Consider the following 13,438-nt stretch of genomic DNA (forward strand, 5'->3'; position numbering starts at 1 on the left):
CATGCTACAAACATAAATTTTGACATACTTATGCCAAATGCTCCTCCATGTATACTGGACAACAGCGCAAGCCATAATACATTCGACCACTACTACAACATACGGGAGGTACACATGCCCATTACAATGGATTTACGACAAGCAATTGTTCACAAAGTACACGGCAAATCAGAAGCTGATCTTACGGACATGATTATTGGGTCAGTGGACGGACCGGAGGCCGCTTTGCCTGGGTTGGGTGTCATTCTTGAAATTGCTTGGAAGCATATGAGTCCAAACCAGCAGCACGATTTCGTCCATTTGGCACATGAACAAATCGATAAAATCAAACCCGTACCCTTAACCTAGCTCTAGCTATTTAACATTTGGTTCCGATTAAATTGTGCTCATTATTTTACCCGTATTCGAAAATGAGAATAGTCCACTCGCATTCACATCGAGTGGACTATTCGTTGTATACACTAAATGACTGAGATCAAACTGTTCTGCTTATTCAATCTTATGGAGCCATTTCTAAGAACTTAGCTGTCGGATTTTTCTCCATAGCCGTACGCATCGCATACTCGTTTTCGAACAAAGCGACATAATTGCCTTTCTTATCCTTTACCAACGTAGAGTTAATACGGAACTTGCTTGGGTCAATCTGATCATCCACAATCCAACGTGCAAATTGGAATGGCATACGCTGAAGCTGTACATCAACGCCATATTCACCCTTCATGCGGTACTCAAATACTTCAAATTGCAGTTGGCCGACAACACCTAGTAGCGTATCGTCAAAGCTTACCGTACGGAACACCTGAATCATACCTTCCTCGGTCAACTGATCAATACCCTTTAGATACTGTTTGTGCTTCAAGGCATTTTTCACCGTTACCTTGGCAAAAATCTCAGGCGAGAAGGTCGGTAATTCATCAAACACAACCTCGCTACCTTGGCTGAGTGAATCACCAATACGGAAAATACCCGGGTCAAATAATCCTATAATATCGCCAGGAAAAGCCTCCTCGACAATATCACGGTCCTGTGCCAGGAACTGCTGTGGCTGAGACAGCTTAATCTCCTTGCCCATCCGTACATGCTTAACACTCATCCCGCGTTGAAACTTACCGGAGACAATACGCAAAAATGCAATACGGTCACGGTGAGCCGGGTTCATGTTCGCTTGGATTTTAAATACATAGCCAGTAAACTTTTCATTTGTTGGCTCAATTTCCCCAGCTGTACTACGGCGCGGCTCCGGTTTAGGAGCAAGCTGAAGGAAGTTTTCCAAAAATGTTTGTACACCAAAATTATTAATCGCACTGCCGAAGAATACAGGTGTTAATTCTCCGCGCTGTACTTTCTCCATGTCAAAAGGGTCACCCGCGACGTCAAGCAACTCCAAGTCTTGGCATAATTGGTCATGCAAATATTCGCCCGCCATCTCACGAATGATCGGATCATTGTAATCTTCCACTTTTTGTACTTTGATCGTGGAATGGTCATCTCCCTGAAACAGCTCGACCTGATTTTTGACACGGTCATAGACACCGCACAGCTCGCGTCCTGTACCAATCGGCCAATTCATAGGCACCGAACGGATGCCAAGCACCTGCTCCAGCTCTTCCATCAAATCAAAAGGACTACGTCCCTCACGATCCAGTTTGTTAATGAAGGTGAAAATCGGAATTCCACGCTTCGCACAAACTTGAAACAGCTTAATCGTTTGCGCTTCCACACCTTTCGCTACGTCAATCAGCATGACTGCACTATCTGCTGCTGTTAATGTACGATACGTGTCTTCACTGAAATCCTGGTGACCTGGGGTGTCCAGAATGTTGATGCGGTGACCATTATAATCAAATTGCATTACTGAGGATGTTACAGAGATCCCCCGCTGTTTTTCAATCTCCATCCAGTCACTCGTGGCGTGTTTGCTTGCTTTACGCGCTTTAACTGAACCCGCAAGACGAATCGCGCCCCCGAACAGCAGCAGCTTTTCCGTCAGTGTCGTTTTACCCGCATCCGGGTGAGAAATAATCGCAAACGTACGCCGTTTGTCGACTTCCTGTTGAAGTATATCTGTTGTTTTACTCATTTCACATATCCCTTCATGATCAAATCCATTGCATTACTGCTCAAGCTATTCATAAAAAGGCCATGATGCACGCCTGTTTTCATAAGTTCATCGGCTCTATCGGCTATATTGCCGTTAGCTCCAGTATTCGGCGTACTCCGTTACCATATTCATTATAAATACGATCTATTTACATGTTTTAGCCTGCCTTTAACTTATAATCAGTTGCAAACTGAAAACCTGAGACTAAGCTATTATAGCACACTCCGAACGCAAAGCATCCCCTTACGTCCTGAACAGGACATAGGGGGATGCAGGACAAATCGGGATTACTGAACGCCGCCTACTCGCCAGATGACATTATCTTCATCCTGACCGCTAACCGGCCACCACTTGAAGCCATCCTGCTCCAATAGCTTGTGAGCACCTTCCGGTCCCCATGAACCTGCAGCATAGGTTTCCAGCGTATCCGGGGTCTGCTGCCATGCTTTGGCGATTCGATCGACGAATCCCCATGCCGTGGCAACCTCATCCCAACGCGTGAAGTACGTCGAATCACCCTCAATTGCATCCATCAGCAACCGTTCATAAGCCTCCGGTGAGTTGATACCCACCATACAGCTTTGACAAAAATCCATAGCCAGTGGCTCAATATCTGATTCGGAACCAGGTTTCTTGGCATTGATTTTAATGTAAATGCCCTCCATTGGATTGACCCGAATCACGAGCAAGTTCGGTTCCAGCTTATGCTTTTGACCGAGGTACACGTTCGTTGGCATGCTCTTAAATTCCACAACAATCTCCGTTGTTTTTACAGGGAGACGTTTGCCCGTACGGATATAGAACGGTACGCCAGACCAACGGAAATTATCAACAAACACGCGTGAAGCAAAATAAGTCTCTGTGTTCGACTGTGGATCAACCTTGTCTTCTTGGCGATACCCCGGCAACTGCTGACCGCGATAACTGCCTTCGGTGTATTGACCACGCACCACATTGGTTTTCACATCCTCAGACGTTTCAAAAGGGCGCAGCGAACGCAGCACTTTTACCTTTTCATCACGGATATCCTCAGGCAACAAACGACTAGGTGGCTCCATCGCAATCATCGTTAGCATTTGCAGCATATGGTTCTGTCCCATATCCCGCAAGGCGCCGGAATGATCGTAGTAACCTCCGCGTTCCTCCACCCCTACCGTTTCACTAAGCGTAATTTGCACATTGGCAATATGCTTATTATTCCACAGTGGTTCAAAGAAGGCATTCGCGAAGCGGATCACCTCAATATTTTGTACCATTTCCTTGCCAAGATAGTGATCAATCCGATAAATTTCTTCTTCGGCAAATACTTCTCGTATTTCAACGTTCAATTCTTGTGCAGATTCGAGGTTATAACCGAATGGCTTCTCAATCACCAGGCGATTCCAGCCCTTTCCATCCATCATGCCGCCATCTTTCAAACTCTTCGACACGCTTCCGAATAACTCAGGAGCCAAGGCCAAATAAAACAACCGATTTCCCGGTATGTTAAACTTGCTTTCTATAGACTCCGTCTGCTGTCTCAGCTCATGGAACCCTTCGACATTGTTGATATCCAGCGATTTATATTCAAAATGCTCGGCAAATGCCTGCCATTCATGATCATTTTCTGCTTTGTAGCGACTAAACTCCTGTATGGAAGCATACAGGTCATTACGGAATTCTTCCTCTGTGCGAGGACGCCTTGCTACACCAATAACGGCAAAATCGTCAGCAAGCTTGCCTTCGCGGTACAAGCTGTAAATAGCAGGAAAAAGCTTACGACGAGCCAAATCGCCCGTAGCGCCAAAAATAAACAGAACTGCGCCTTGCGTCACAACAGATTCTTTAACAGGTATGTCAGCCATGAAGTACCTCATTCTTCCCATGTCAAGATTCCGCAATCCACAATCCCCGAAATCTGCATGTAGTATTGTGTATATTTATACAAGATCATACTTGATTTTCGAAAAACATGGAACTAAAGATTTGATGATATTTTATCATATCCTACATGGATAAGCTATCCGATGAATCATAAATTTACCTTATAAGTCAGTATTCAATCGTGATGAGCGGGAAACCGAGTGTTATACGTGTATCCTGCTGCTCCCTATCTTCATGTACAGCCATCTGCATCTGGACCTGATGCTCACCGCTTTGAATCATTAACGGCAGCTCTGGAGCTTCATAGGATATAGCCACAGTAGTCACATCCGCATATCTTTCTTTGGCCTGCATCGAGATGTTTCCTGCTAAGCTCGCCTCTGTCAGTTTCAACAGTTGATCTTTGGATTCCTTTGTATGCAGCAAACGCTGAAGGGCCGTGTTCCACTGTGCTTGAATTCCCATAGACTTTAATTGCTCAGCACAAAGCTTATGAAGCTGAATCAACCGCTCACGTCCTGCATCATTGCTCTCCAGTTGAACAACTACATACCATTGTCCAGTTTGACGTTCCATCACATTTAAGCGGATTTTTAGATCCTCACTATCACGAACAGAACGATAAACCGTGTGTCCATTTTCTACGAGTTTGTTTACTGTGGGTATATTCAGCTGATCAGCTATCTGTGCCGCCACATCTGCTGGCTCTTCATGGTTAGAAATCCAATCGCCTTGCCACTTCACAACCAGCTTATCCAACGTACCCGGGGTCTGATCCGAGATAATTAATAATGAGCGTAAAGCCGTTTCTGCCTCGCGGGAGTCATTTCGGTTTGTCTGAAGGGTTCCGTAACGCCAGCCAGCTAGTACCAGCACCGTTCCTAATACCAAAATTGCAATAATCCCCTTTTTAATCAGCTCTGATTTTAACATTATCGTTCCCCCCGCTCCACAACCATCCGATTCCCACACCTACGCTCTGGATACTTTCTTTTTCGGCTGGATTGAAATCTATGAATCTATCAATAGCATTCCCATTGTCAGAGGTTTTATACACACAGCACTATGGCAAAGCCCTTCTAAAATATTCATCTGCCTACTGGGTGTTCGACCATACATCGTAGGCACCGTAAGAATAGACTATGATCACAATGCATCTTACACCAAAAGAGGTGAAATCATGTTTCCGATTTATCCTGTAAATGAAGCCAATGTGGCACCTCATGGTGGACGTCTGGTCTGTGCCGTTATGCGTGATGGTACACGACACATCGGCATCTTAAGTGGGTGTAGCAAAGGCAAGCTGATGTTGAACGGATATCCACCTTCTTTTCCTGGCAGTCTTTATGCCGGGAGCTACAGTAACAAAGGAAAACAATCCCCGAAAAAGATTTCCTCTAAAAAGAAAAAAAGGAATCCTACAAACAAAGCTCGTAGCTCTGCCAAACTAAATGCCTTAATTAAGCCGCCCAACGCACCTCTGAGTCCATCCTTTCCTTATGACGCAGGTGGCTTTGCTGGAAATGGCCATAGTAGTTATGGAAATGGCAGAGCAGGCTATCGCGGCGGGTACGGCAGATATGGATACGGGGCAGGGCTTGCACTAGATCTGGCTTTAATCGCCTTTTTATTCCTCCTGATCTAAACATCTACAGAACACAAAAAAACCGGAGGACTATTGTCGTCTCCGGTTCTTTGTATTCGTTTATTCTACTTCTACTCTGCTAATCCGTTCTTATAGGCATAGATCGCCGCCTGTGTACGGTCTTCCACTCCTAATTTAGCGAGAAGGTTCGTGACATGGAATTTTACCGTCTTAATCCCGATAATCAGCTCATCTGCGATATCCTGGTTAGACTTCCCTTGTGCCAACAGGCGAAGCACCTCCATCTCACGATCAGTCAGCTCCGTATGCGCAGGTGCCTCAGCCTGTGGCTGGCGGAATCGATTCATCATCTTGGAGGCCACCTGTGACTCTAGTACGGACTGTCCGCGTGCAGCTGCACGGATCGCATCCGCTATCTCGGAAGCACGAGACGTTTTGAGCAAATAGCTGAACGCCCCTGCCTCAATGACCGGATACATTTTCTCATCGTCCAAATAACTCGTCAGCACAATCACCTTGGTCTCTGGAAGCAGGCGAGTTACTTGGCGTGTCGTTTCGATGCCATCCATGCCATCCATGACCAGATCCATCAAAATCACATTTGGCTTGTATTCAGAAGCCAACCGTATGCCTTCTTCTCCGCTTCCGGCCTCGCCGACCACTTCAATACCTTCTTCCGTCCCCAGCACCGCCGCAAGACCAATCCGTACCATTTCATGGTCGTCTACCAGCAGTACGCTAATCGGTAATTCCGTCTCCATGATCATCGTTCCTTCCGCTTTCATCATTAATAACTGGCACGGACACCTCAATCCGTGTTCCTTTTCCCGGAGCCGTTATATACTGAATAGCTCCCCCTATCTCACTGACCCGCTCCTGCATTGTGGATAATCCATATGAAGTCTGCTTTTTCTCATCCAGTTCAAAACCAATACCGTTGTCCCGAATCGTCAGCCTGATGGAATCTGGGCGTTGCACGATACGAATTTCCATGCGGGTTGCTTTGGCATGACGCAATGTATTAGACATCGCTTCCTGAACAATACGAAACAAGTGGTTCTCAATGCCTTTAACCAACTGTACTCCGCTTTCAATCTCAAAATCAATCTCCATCGGTACCTTTGCCTGCAACTCTTGTACCAAATCACGCAAACCCTGCTCAAGCCGTTTCCCTTCCAGATAGACAGGCCGCAGATGAAGTAGTAACGCCCGCATTTCGGATTGTGCCACGGAAGACATTTCTTCAATTAGCGCAACTTGCCGCTGCGCTTTATCAAAATCCTTATCCAGCGTCCTCCCCACAGCCGTCGCCGTCATTGAAATAGCAAATAATTGCTGTGATACGGCGTCATGCAACTCTCTCGCCAGCCGCTGCCGCTCCTCCACAATCGCAGTCATCCGTGCCTGTTCTGCCAGCTGAGCATTATCCGTGGATAAGCGTTGTAAAGACGTAACTTGTTCCTGCCATTTACGCCCAATTCGTTCCAGCTGCTCTCCCAGCCTGCCAAGCTCATCATGCCCTAGGGGCGGCAACTCACGTGCTGGCGTTCCCTTTTCCCACATCAGCAACGTCTCTCTCAACATTTCCAGTCTGCTTTTAAAGCGGTAACTTTCATAAAATCCGTACATTGCCCCTGTACCAATCAACACCAATATAACGGCTCCTGCAACTTTCAATATCATTCCCCAGGTTGGGAACGACTTCACATATCCATATGTATACAGCATATAAAAGACAACTACGCCCACAACAACACACAGGAGGATACCTTCACCCATACTGCGGGTTACCATGTTGGACGTTTTTTTATGATTCATCCCGGCTCCTCCTGATTCAATAAAATCGGACGCGGACATCGCCCGCCAAGTACGAAACGACAAACTTCACTTTATACTCACTCTGCTCAAAATGAGGAGACTTCCAAACCAGTCGATTGAGCATCCCCGCCTCATGATCCCGGTCAAACTGAATCTGTCCGAACAATATGAACATCTCCACCTCTACACCGTAATTATCCGGCAGGGTGATGTCAATGTCACCGAAGATCCCCTGCAAAAATATGACGGGCTCACGTTCCTCTGGGAGAGCCAACGTCAGGTCGGCATCCACGTCCCCAACCACATGCCATATGCTTGTGCTGCGCAGGCTCCAAGGTACTTCATCCCATTTATGATTGGATATAAAATTGTGCTTGAATATGGAGCTTTGACCTTTATGCAGCTTCCTTGAACGTGAATAGAATACAGCTAATGATGCCAGTGTAACTACAACAAACAGGAACAAATGATCCAGCACTAACAATCCAGCACCAATCGCGAGCATCGTGTAACCCTTTTTGATTTTAGAATTGCGGATCTTATATATTCCGGCCAACATTAGGATCAGTGCAACCACGGAGAGGAACCCAATCCACTGACCGAATAAAATGATAATCCCGATGCCAATCCCTGCCAGTGCCAAGGCTGATTTTTTTCTCTCCATGTTGCACCCCCTTTTTGTTTATACAGGACGGAAAAGCCATAGTGGCGCAACATTCCGCCATATGGCTTTCCTGAACCATACAGATTAGGCACGATCATCGACCAATGTCCATTCCATACAGCATATCATAATGTCTTATTTCCGAGTAGTCAGTCCTTCTTCATATCGACTGGTTTAGCACCTGTCTGAATTTTGGACTTAAGCTGTTGAAGCTGCTCATCCACTTTAAACTGTTTTTCAGCCTCAGCCGGATTAGTATATGCTTCTCCTGGAGCTTGACGGTAAGGAGCACGCAGTACGTCAGCTTCAGCTTCCATTTGCATGATTTTTTCTTCCATACGGTGGAAGCCCAGTGAAGCAGATCCACTTTCAATCGTATGCAAACTATTGATTTGAGACATTTGCTTTTTGGCTTTCGCCATTTGAGCACGGGATACTAACTCATTGCGCTTGTTGCGCATTTTATAGAACTCATCTTTCATGTCGTGAAGCTGTTGTACTAATTCTTTTGCTTGAAGCTCAGCTTGTGTATGCAAGTCGCGGTATTCGTCCTGCTTTTGCACAAAATAAATCTTCTCTCCCAACAGCTTGCGCGCTACTTCTTCCTGACCATTTCGTAATGCGGATTCAGCCTGTTTCTCACGCTCATTGGATACACGTACCGCTTCCTCCAAACGCTGTTTCATACGTCGTTCATTCGCCATTTGCTTAGCAACCGTTACCTCAGCCTCGTGAATTTCCGCCTCCATATCGCGCAGATATTGATTCAACATAATAATCGGATCTTCCACTTTATCCAACACTTCATTCACCGATGCTCTTGTCATATCCTTCATTCTTTTAAAGATCCCCATTATTTACGATCTCCCTTCTCAAATTGCTCTACTTTTTTGCGTAACTCTGCTAATTCTTTTTTCATTGCCTTTTTCTCGATATCTTCCATCATGGAATCCAGGTCACTGTTCTGACCTGTGTTAAATTTGGATGAACTGCGGGCATCTTGCCCAAAAAACGGGTTCGAATTGCCATATGCACCGCCCTGATTGTAACCAGTTCCTTGCCCATACTGCGATCTTGTATTGTTACTGCCATAATAGCGTGGATCCTGTTGATTGTAGGGTCCGCTGTCAGGGCCAAATCCTCCATCAAAAGGAGATCTCGGCTCCTTGGAGATAACCAGTGCCGCAATCACATAAATCATAAATGTGGTTCCTGCTGTAATAAAGAAACTGATCACAACCAGAATACGAATCCATGTTGAGTCCATTCCTGTTGCGTCAGAAAGACCGCCACATACACCTGTTATTACTCTATCCCGGCTTGATCTGTAAATTCGGGTCATTATCAAATTACTCCTTCCCGCTGTTGTTCAGCTTGCTTTTCAGTCTCGCCCACTCTTGTTCGAGCAGCGATCCACCGCCTTGGGCATCCTGTGCATGGTCGCCCTCACCCCGACGTAAATCACGCAGACTCATCGTTTCTGCTTCCATATCGGCTACCCGGTCTTCCAAGCGGTTGAACATTCGGGGAACATTCCGTCCACCGTATGTACCAGCCCGTTCGTTCATTTGCTGCTGGAGTCTCAATGTCTGTACACGTGCCGCATAATACTGACGCTTGCTGTGTACCGTTTGATATTCTGTCTTTAATGTATCTAGCTGTTGTTCTAGCTCACGTAGTGATTCACGGCTCTGCTCCCACAGTTCTCTATACTGCTCTTCTTTTTCCGCATATAGCATTTTCTCCTGAAGGGCCAGCTTCGCGATATGTTCTTCATCAGCCTTCAAAGCCAGTAGCGCCTGTTCCTCCCGTTTGGTCTGCATGGACAATGCATGATCCAACTGCTGCTTCATCTGTCTTGTATGCATCGCATACTGTTGATGGAGTTTTTCCGCTTCGGCAATTTCCTGGCGGGTATTATACAAGAACTGGTCAATTAGTTGCACCGGGTCTTGGCTTTGTTCCAAATGCTCATTGAAGGTCGCTACCGTGATATCGCGCATTCTTCGAAAAACACTCATTTGCGTCTGCTCCTTTCACAATTCGTATCCCCATAATTTAAAACTTCGTAACTGCAATATTTCTTCATTCGCTAAACTGCTAAAATCAGTAACGTCTTCTACGGTCACTCAGCAGGGAAACACCAAATATGATTAATCCGATTGCCAGTAGCGGTCCCAGAAGCCAGGACAGTTTGCCAAGCAAAATCAGTACCCCAAGTACAAGTACGATCCAGCCGAAGAGCGCATTTCCTTTTTTCACACCGTAGTAGCCTAGCATGACCATAGCTATCGGAATTAAGTAACCAATCAGATGTCCTAAAAAGTGACCGAAAAACGGAGTAAACTTACCGAGCAGCATAATCGAACCCAACACGATCAGTACAATGGCTAGCCCATTCCCTTTGTTAACTCTCATCATCTCTCACCGCCTTTCACTGTGTCTTGCTTATGTCCTTATTGTACGCTGAACAAGCGTTTGGCAAAACGGACCCCAGACGGTTTTTGAACCTAGACCTAAGTCGGGGATGAGTATAGACCTGCGGCTATCCTCCTCTACGCTGTTCTGCTGTACGGGCTATCGAGTGTTGCTCACCCGCTTGCTTGGAACGTAGTGAAAGGACGAGACAAGCCAGTAACGCTATAGCTGCAACCATATAAGGCAGATTAATATGAACATCGAACAGAAATCCCGCAACAAGCGGTCCAATCACATTACCCAAGCTGGTATAGGACGAGTTCATGCCTGCCACAAAGCCTTGCTCATCTCCGGCCTGCCGCGATAGAGAAGTGCTTACTGCCGGACGAAGGATATCCATAGCCAGAAAAATGATGAAGGTCGTCAACATAATCATCACGTACTGTTCAGCAAATAGGGTTAGAAAAATGAACAGGCCCCCAATGGCCAAACAGAGGTGAATTACTTTTTTCTCTCCAAAACGATTAATGATCCATCCAAATATAGTCGCTTGGACAACTGCTCCCAAAATGGAGCCTGTCGTTATAATGATGGCAATATCCATCGGTGTAAAACCATATTTATGATCAACAAACAGTCCAAATACTGTTTCAAAGTTCGCTAACCCAAAAGCAACGACAAATACAATGAGTAAACCCATGAAATATGGAGATTGATATGACTTGGCAAATTGCTGCAAAAGATTTTCTTTTTGACGTGGAAGCTCTCTATTATATTGTTGCTTTTCCTTGCTCAAAGACTCAGGCAGCACTAACAGAGACAAGATAGCTGCTATTCCCGCAGCTCCTGCTGCCGCAAAGAAGGGAATGCGTATTCCATATGTGGCAAGCAATCCACCAATCCCAGGTCCGATTATGAAGCCTGTGTTGATCGCTGCATTGATCATGCCCATTCCCTTGCCTCTTTCCTCAAACGAGGTCACGTCAGCGACATAGGCCATAATAGAAGGAGTCAGCAACGCTGCCCCTGCCCCACCCATGATTCGTGCTAGGAACAGGGTAGGAATGGAACTTGCCAGTCCAAAAACAAGCTCTGATAACATGAAGATGAACATCCCAGAAACAATTAATTTTTTACGTCCATAACGATCAGACAACTTTCCTGACAATGGTGATAACAAAAGCTGTGTCAACGCAAAAGCTGCAACCATCAGTCCCATCGAAGAACCATTCATCCCTAGCTCACTTATAAATTTAGGTAATACAGGGACAACTAAGCCAATCCCCATGAACGCCAAAAAAATGTTAAGCATCAATAACAGCATTGCTCCTCGATTTCTTGTGAGTATAGACATATTTCCACCCTTCCTTTTCCGTATCTCTTTATTCGATATCAGGTAAACTTCATTATTCCTTTTCAAAAAACAATTGAAACTAAAAATGTTTTCTTAGTTTTCACATAAAAAAGTGGCCTCTTCAAATATGCAGCATATTGTTGAGGCTATTTTTTATTTTTCGACCAAACCGAACAACAAAATATCTACAATAGAATAAGTAGCTTCCTCTACCGTCACACTATTATCCAGAAAGAAACGCTGATCAAGCGTTAAATTTACAGATTCAATAATAAGCTTCATGATCAGAGCCTCATTTTTGTTCACAATAATTCCTTCTCGGATGCCTTCCTGAATTAATGTTCTAATCGGAGACCAATCATTTAAATCGGCATGTACCCTTTTCCATTGCTCAGGATAATACTTTTTCATCTGGTCCAATATTCTTAAATCGTAAAACTTATAATACAGAGGCATGACCCTAATCGACTGCTTAATCTTGTCTAACAAAGATAACTCATTATTTTTGATAATTTGCTCAGTTTTTCGAATCATATCATCATTTGTACGCTCAATAAGTGTTTCTAAAATAAGCGTCTTAGACGAAAAATTTTCATACAATGTACGCTTACTAATAGCGAGTCTTTTCGCAAGATCATCCATCGTAAATTTCAAACCATTTTCATGAACTTCCTCTACAAAAGCCTCCAAAATTCTTTCCTGCATATTCGTCCTCACTTCTTTCGCCTCAGTAAACTAGAAAAGTTTTTTCAGTACCATCATCTTACGATAAGATCAAAGCGCTGGTCAAATCCATGTTAACCTTGTTGCCAAAATCATGAATATATAATAAAAAGGATGATAAAATGCCTTTAAGCATTTTATCATCCTTTTGTGTATACCGGCGAGAGGACTCGAACCTCCACGGTTTCCCACTCGATACCGAATACAATCTTGATAATACTTTGTTTGATGAAGTGAAAAAAGTGTTGCTCGTCGATTTCGACCCGCAAGGTAATCTGTCGATGTACTTTGGTATTGAGCAGCGGGATCAACTTCCGTAGCTATGGTCTGCGACAGGACTAACTCAGTTGCTCAGTATCAAGGAATTTAGAATACTTGTACAACTTCTTTAATATCATCAATTTCCTCAAGAATTGCGCGCTCAATAGCAACCTTTAACGTAATCGTAGCACTTGGGCAACCATTGCAAGCTCCCAAAAATCTTAGTTTTGCTATACCGTTCTCAACCTCGACCAGTTCAGCATCTCCACCGTCACGCAGTAAGAAAGGACGTAGTTTGAGAAGAACTTCCGATACTTCATCGAATAAAACTCCATTTTCATCCATTATGTCAACTCCTCCCATTGTTTTACCAACCGTCAATTTAGACCTTTTTTCACCCTAGATCGTCTGAGTGATCCTTTGCTTTTTGCCTAAGAGTGACCTCTTGATCCGAAAGTTCCCTTATAAGCGTATGAATAGAGTCTAAAGGTATCATCACACCACAACTTGCGCTCAATCCTGACAACATATTGAAGCAGAACTGAAGTTTTCGTATCTCTCGGGTAATTTGAGCTAGTTCTGAATCGTCCGAATTATTTTTCTTCATTACTAGCACCTCGCACTTCTTTA

At 44.7% G+C, this 13,438-nt stretch carries 16 protein-coding genes; 3 read left to right on the forward strand and 13 right to left on the reverse strand.

Translation table 11 applies throughout. The features are described from left to right. Positions 1–114 precede the first annotated feature (114 nt). On the forward strand, positions 115–348 hold the full coding sequence (locus tag T3H97_RS21300; RefSeq protein WP_016819939.1) for a small acid-soluble spore protein SspI: 234 nt from the start codon (positions 115–117) through the stop codon (positions 346–348). A gap of 151 nt (positions 349–499) precedes the next feature. On the opposite strand, the gene T3H97_RS21305 is transcribed toward T3H97_RS21300, so the two are convergent. The 3 genes from T3H97_RS21305 to T3H97_RS21315 form a co-directional block, all read right to left on the reverse strand. Then, entirely contained in the window at positions 500–2,080 is a 1,581-nt protein-coding gene (locus T3H97_RS21305) for a peptide chain release factor 3 (RefSeq protein WP_013311888.1), read from the reverse strand. A 308-nt stretch (positions 2,081–2,388) separates the two neighbouring features. Further along, positions 2,389–3,945, reverse strand: a complete 1,557-nt coding sequence (zwf, locus tag T3H97_RS21310; RefSeq protein WP_328800816.1) for a glucose-6-phosphate dehydrogenase — start codon at positions 3,943–3,945, stop codon at positions 2,389–2,391. 187 nt (positions 3,946–4,132) lie between these two features. Then, complete coding sequence (locus T3H97_RS21315) at positions 4,133–4,897, reverse strand: YwmB family TATA-box binding protein (protein WP_328800817.1); 765 nt, start codon at positions 4,895–4,897, stop codon at positions 4,133–4,135. A gap of 247 nt (positions 4,898–5,144) precedes the next feature. Here T3H97_RS21315 and T3H97_RS21320 point away from each other — a divergent pair, with 247 nt between their 5' ends. Continuing rightward, entirely contained in the window at positions 5,145–5,609 is a 465-nt protein-coding gene (locus T3H97_RS21320) for a hypothetical protein (protein WP_328800818.1), read from the forward strand. Positions 5,610–5,680: 71 nt separating this feature from the next. On the opposite strand, the gene T3H97_RS21325 is transcribed toward T3H97_RS21320, so the two are convergent. The 9 genes from T3H97_RS21325 to T3H97_RS21365 form a co-directional block, all read right to left on the reverse strand. Continuing rightward, positions 5,681–6,331 (reverse strand): response regulator, encoded by a 651-nt coding sequence (locus T3H97_RS21325; protein WP_013372995.1) that lies wholly within the window; start codon positions 6,329–6,331, stop codon positions 5,681–5,683. Continuing rightward, entirely contained in the window at positions 6,309–7,388 is a 1,080-nt protein-coding gene (locus T3H97_RS21330; protein ID WP_103049950.1) for a sensor histidine kinase, read from the reverse strand. Before T3H97_RS21330 ends, T3H97_RS21325 begins: the two co-directional genes overlap by 23 nt. 16 nt (positions 7,389–7,404) lie before the next feature. Then, entirely contained in the window at positions 7,405–8,052 is a 648-nt protein-coding gene (gene liaF, locus T3H97_RS21335) for a cell wall-active antibiotics response protein LiaF (RefSeq protein WP_076294256.1), read from the reverse strand. 149 nt (positions 8,053–8,201) lie between these two features. Next, positions 8,202–8,906 carry a PspA/IM30 family protein gene (locus T3H97_RS21340; RefSeq protein ID WP_025718885.1) on the reverse strand — a complete coding sequence of 235 codons (705 nt, stop codon included), beginning with the start codon at positions 8,904–8,906 and terminating at the stop codon, positions 8,202–8,204. After that, positions 8,906–9,394: a PspC domain-containing protein gene (locus T3H97_RS21345; RefSeq protein ID WP_220026043.1), complete on the reverse strand. Its 489-nt coding sequence runs from the start codon at positions 9,392–9,394 to the stop codon at positions 8,906–8,908. Before T3H97_RS21345 ends, T3H97_RS21340 begins: the two co-directional genes overlap by 1 nt. Before the next feature lie 7 nt (positions 9,395–9,401). Continuing rightward, positions 9,402–10,073: a PspA/IM30 family protein gene (locus T3H97_RS21350; RefSeq protein ID WP_013311897.1), complete on the reverse strand. Its 672-nt coding sequence runs from the start codon at positions 10,071–10,073 to the stop codon at positions 9,402–9,404. Positions 10,074–10,158: 85 nt separating this feature from the next. Then, positions 10,159–10,470 carry a LiaF transmembrane domain-containing protein gene (locus tag T3H97_RS21355; RefSeq protein WP_013311898.1) on the reverse strand — a complete coding sequence of 104 codons (312 nt, stop codon included), beginning with the start codon at positions 10,468–10,470 and terminating at the stop codon, positions 10,159–10,161. Between the two features lie 127 nt (positions 10,471–10,597). Next, entirely contained in the window at positions 10,598–11,848 is a 1,251-nt protein-coding gene (locus T3H97_RS21360; protein ID WP_328802864.1) for an MFS transporter, read from the reverse strand. Between the two features lie 129 nt (positions 11,849–11,977). After that, entirely contained in the window at positions 11,978–12,529 is a 552-nt protein-coding gene (locus tag T3H97_RS21365) for a TetR/AcrR family transcriptional regulator (RefSeq protein WP_328800819.1), read from the reverse strand. Positions 12,530–12,669: 140 nt separating this feature from the next. Here T3H97_RS21365 and T3H97_RS21370 point away from each other — a divergent pair, with 140 nt between their 5' ends. Beyond that, positions 12,670–12,867 (forward strand): ParA family protein, encoded by a 198-nt coding sequence (locus T3H97_RS21370; protein WP_134904412.1) that lies wholly within the window; start codon positions 12,670–12,672, stop codon positions 12,865–12,867. Between the two features lie 46 nt (positions 12,868–12,913). On the opposite strand, the gene T3H97_RS21375 is transcribed toward T3H97_RS21370, so the two are convergent. After that, complete coding sequence (locus T3H97_RS21375) at positions 12,914–13,153, reverse strand: NifU family protein (RefSeq protein WP_013373004.1); 240 nt, start codon at positions 13,151–13,153, stop codon at positions 12,914–12,916. Positions 13,154–13,438: the final 285 nt, after the last annotated feature.

The organism is Paenibacillus sp. LX16, from assembly GCF_036252815.1.
Lineage (GTDB): Bacteria > Bacillota > Bacilli > Paenibacillales > Paenibacillaceae > Paenibacillus > Paenibacillus polymyxa_B.

Coding starts and splice junctions, on each gene's coding strand:
- T3H97_RS21300 (WP_016819939.1), top strand. CDS start 115: ATGCCCATTACAATGGATTTACGACAAGCAATTGTTCACAAAGTACAC.
- T3H97_RS21305 (WP_013311888.1), bottom strand. CDS start 2,080: ATGAGTAAAACAACAGATATACTTCAACAGGAAGTCGACAAACGGCGT.
- zwf (WP_328800816.1), bottom strand. CDS start 3,945: ATGGCTGACATACCTGTTAAAGAATCTGTTGTGACGCAAGGCGCAGTT.
- T3H97_RS21315 (WP_328800817.1), bottom strand. CDS start 4,897: ATGTTAAAATCAGAGCTGATTAAAAAGGGGATTATTGCAATTTTGGTA.
- T3H97_RS21320 (WP_328800818.1), top strand. CDS start 5,145: ATGTTTCCGATTTATCCTGTAAATGAAGCCAATGTGGCACCTCATGGT.
- T3H97_RS21325 (WP_013372995.1), bottom strand. CDS start 6,331: ATGGAGACGGAATTACCGATTAGCGTACTGCTGGTAGACGACCATGAA.
- T3H97_RS21330 (WP_103049950.1), bottom strand. CDS start 7,388: ATGAATCATAAAAAAACGTCCAACATGGTAACCCGCAGTATGGGTGAA.
- liaF (WP_076294256.1), bottom strand. CDS start 8,052: ATGGAGAGAAAAAAATCAGCCTTGGCACTGGCAGGGATTGGCATCGGG.
- T3H97_RS21340 (WP_025718885.1), bottom strand. CDS start 8,906: ATGGGGATCTTTAAAAGAATGAAGGATATGACAAGAGCATCGGTGAAT.
- T3H97_RS21345 (WP_220026043.1), bottom strand. CDS start 9,394: ATGACCCGAATTTACAGATCAAGCCGGGATAGAGTAATAACAGGTGTA.
- T3H97_RS21350 (WP_013311897.1), bottom strand. CDS start 10,073: ATGAGTGTTTTTCGAAGAATGCGCGATATCACGGTAGCGACCTTCAAT.
- T3H97_RS21355 (WP_013311898.1), bottom strand. CDS start 10,470: ATGAGAGTTAACAAAGGGAATGGGCTAGCCATTGTACTGATCGTGTTG.
- T3H97_RS21365 (WP_328800819.1), bottom strand. CDS start 12,529: ATGCAGGAAAGAATTTTGGAGGCTTTTGTAGAGGAAGTTCATGAAAAT.
- T3H97_RS21370 (WP_134904412.1), top strand. CDS start 12,670: ATGCCTTTAAGCATTTTATCATCCTTTTGTGTATACCGGCGAGAGGAC.
- T3H97_RS21375 (WP_013373004.1), bottom strand. CDS start 13,153: ATGGATGAAAATGGAGTTTTATTCGATGAAGTATCGGAAGTTCTTCTC.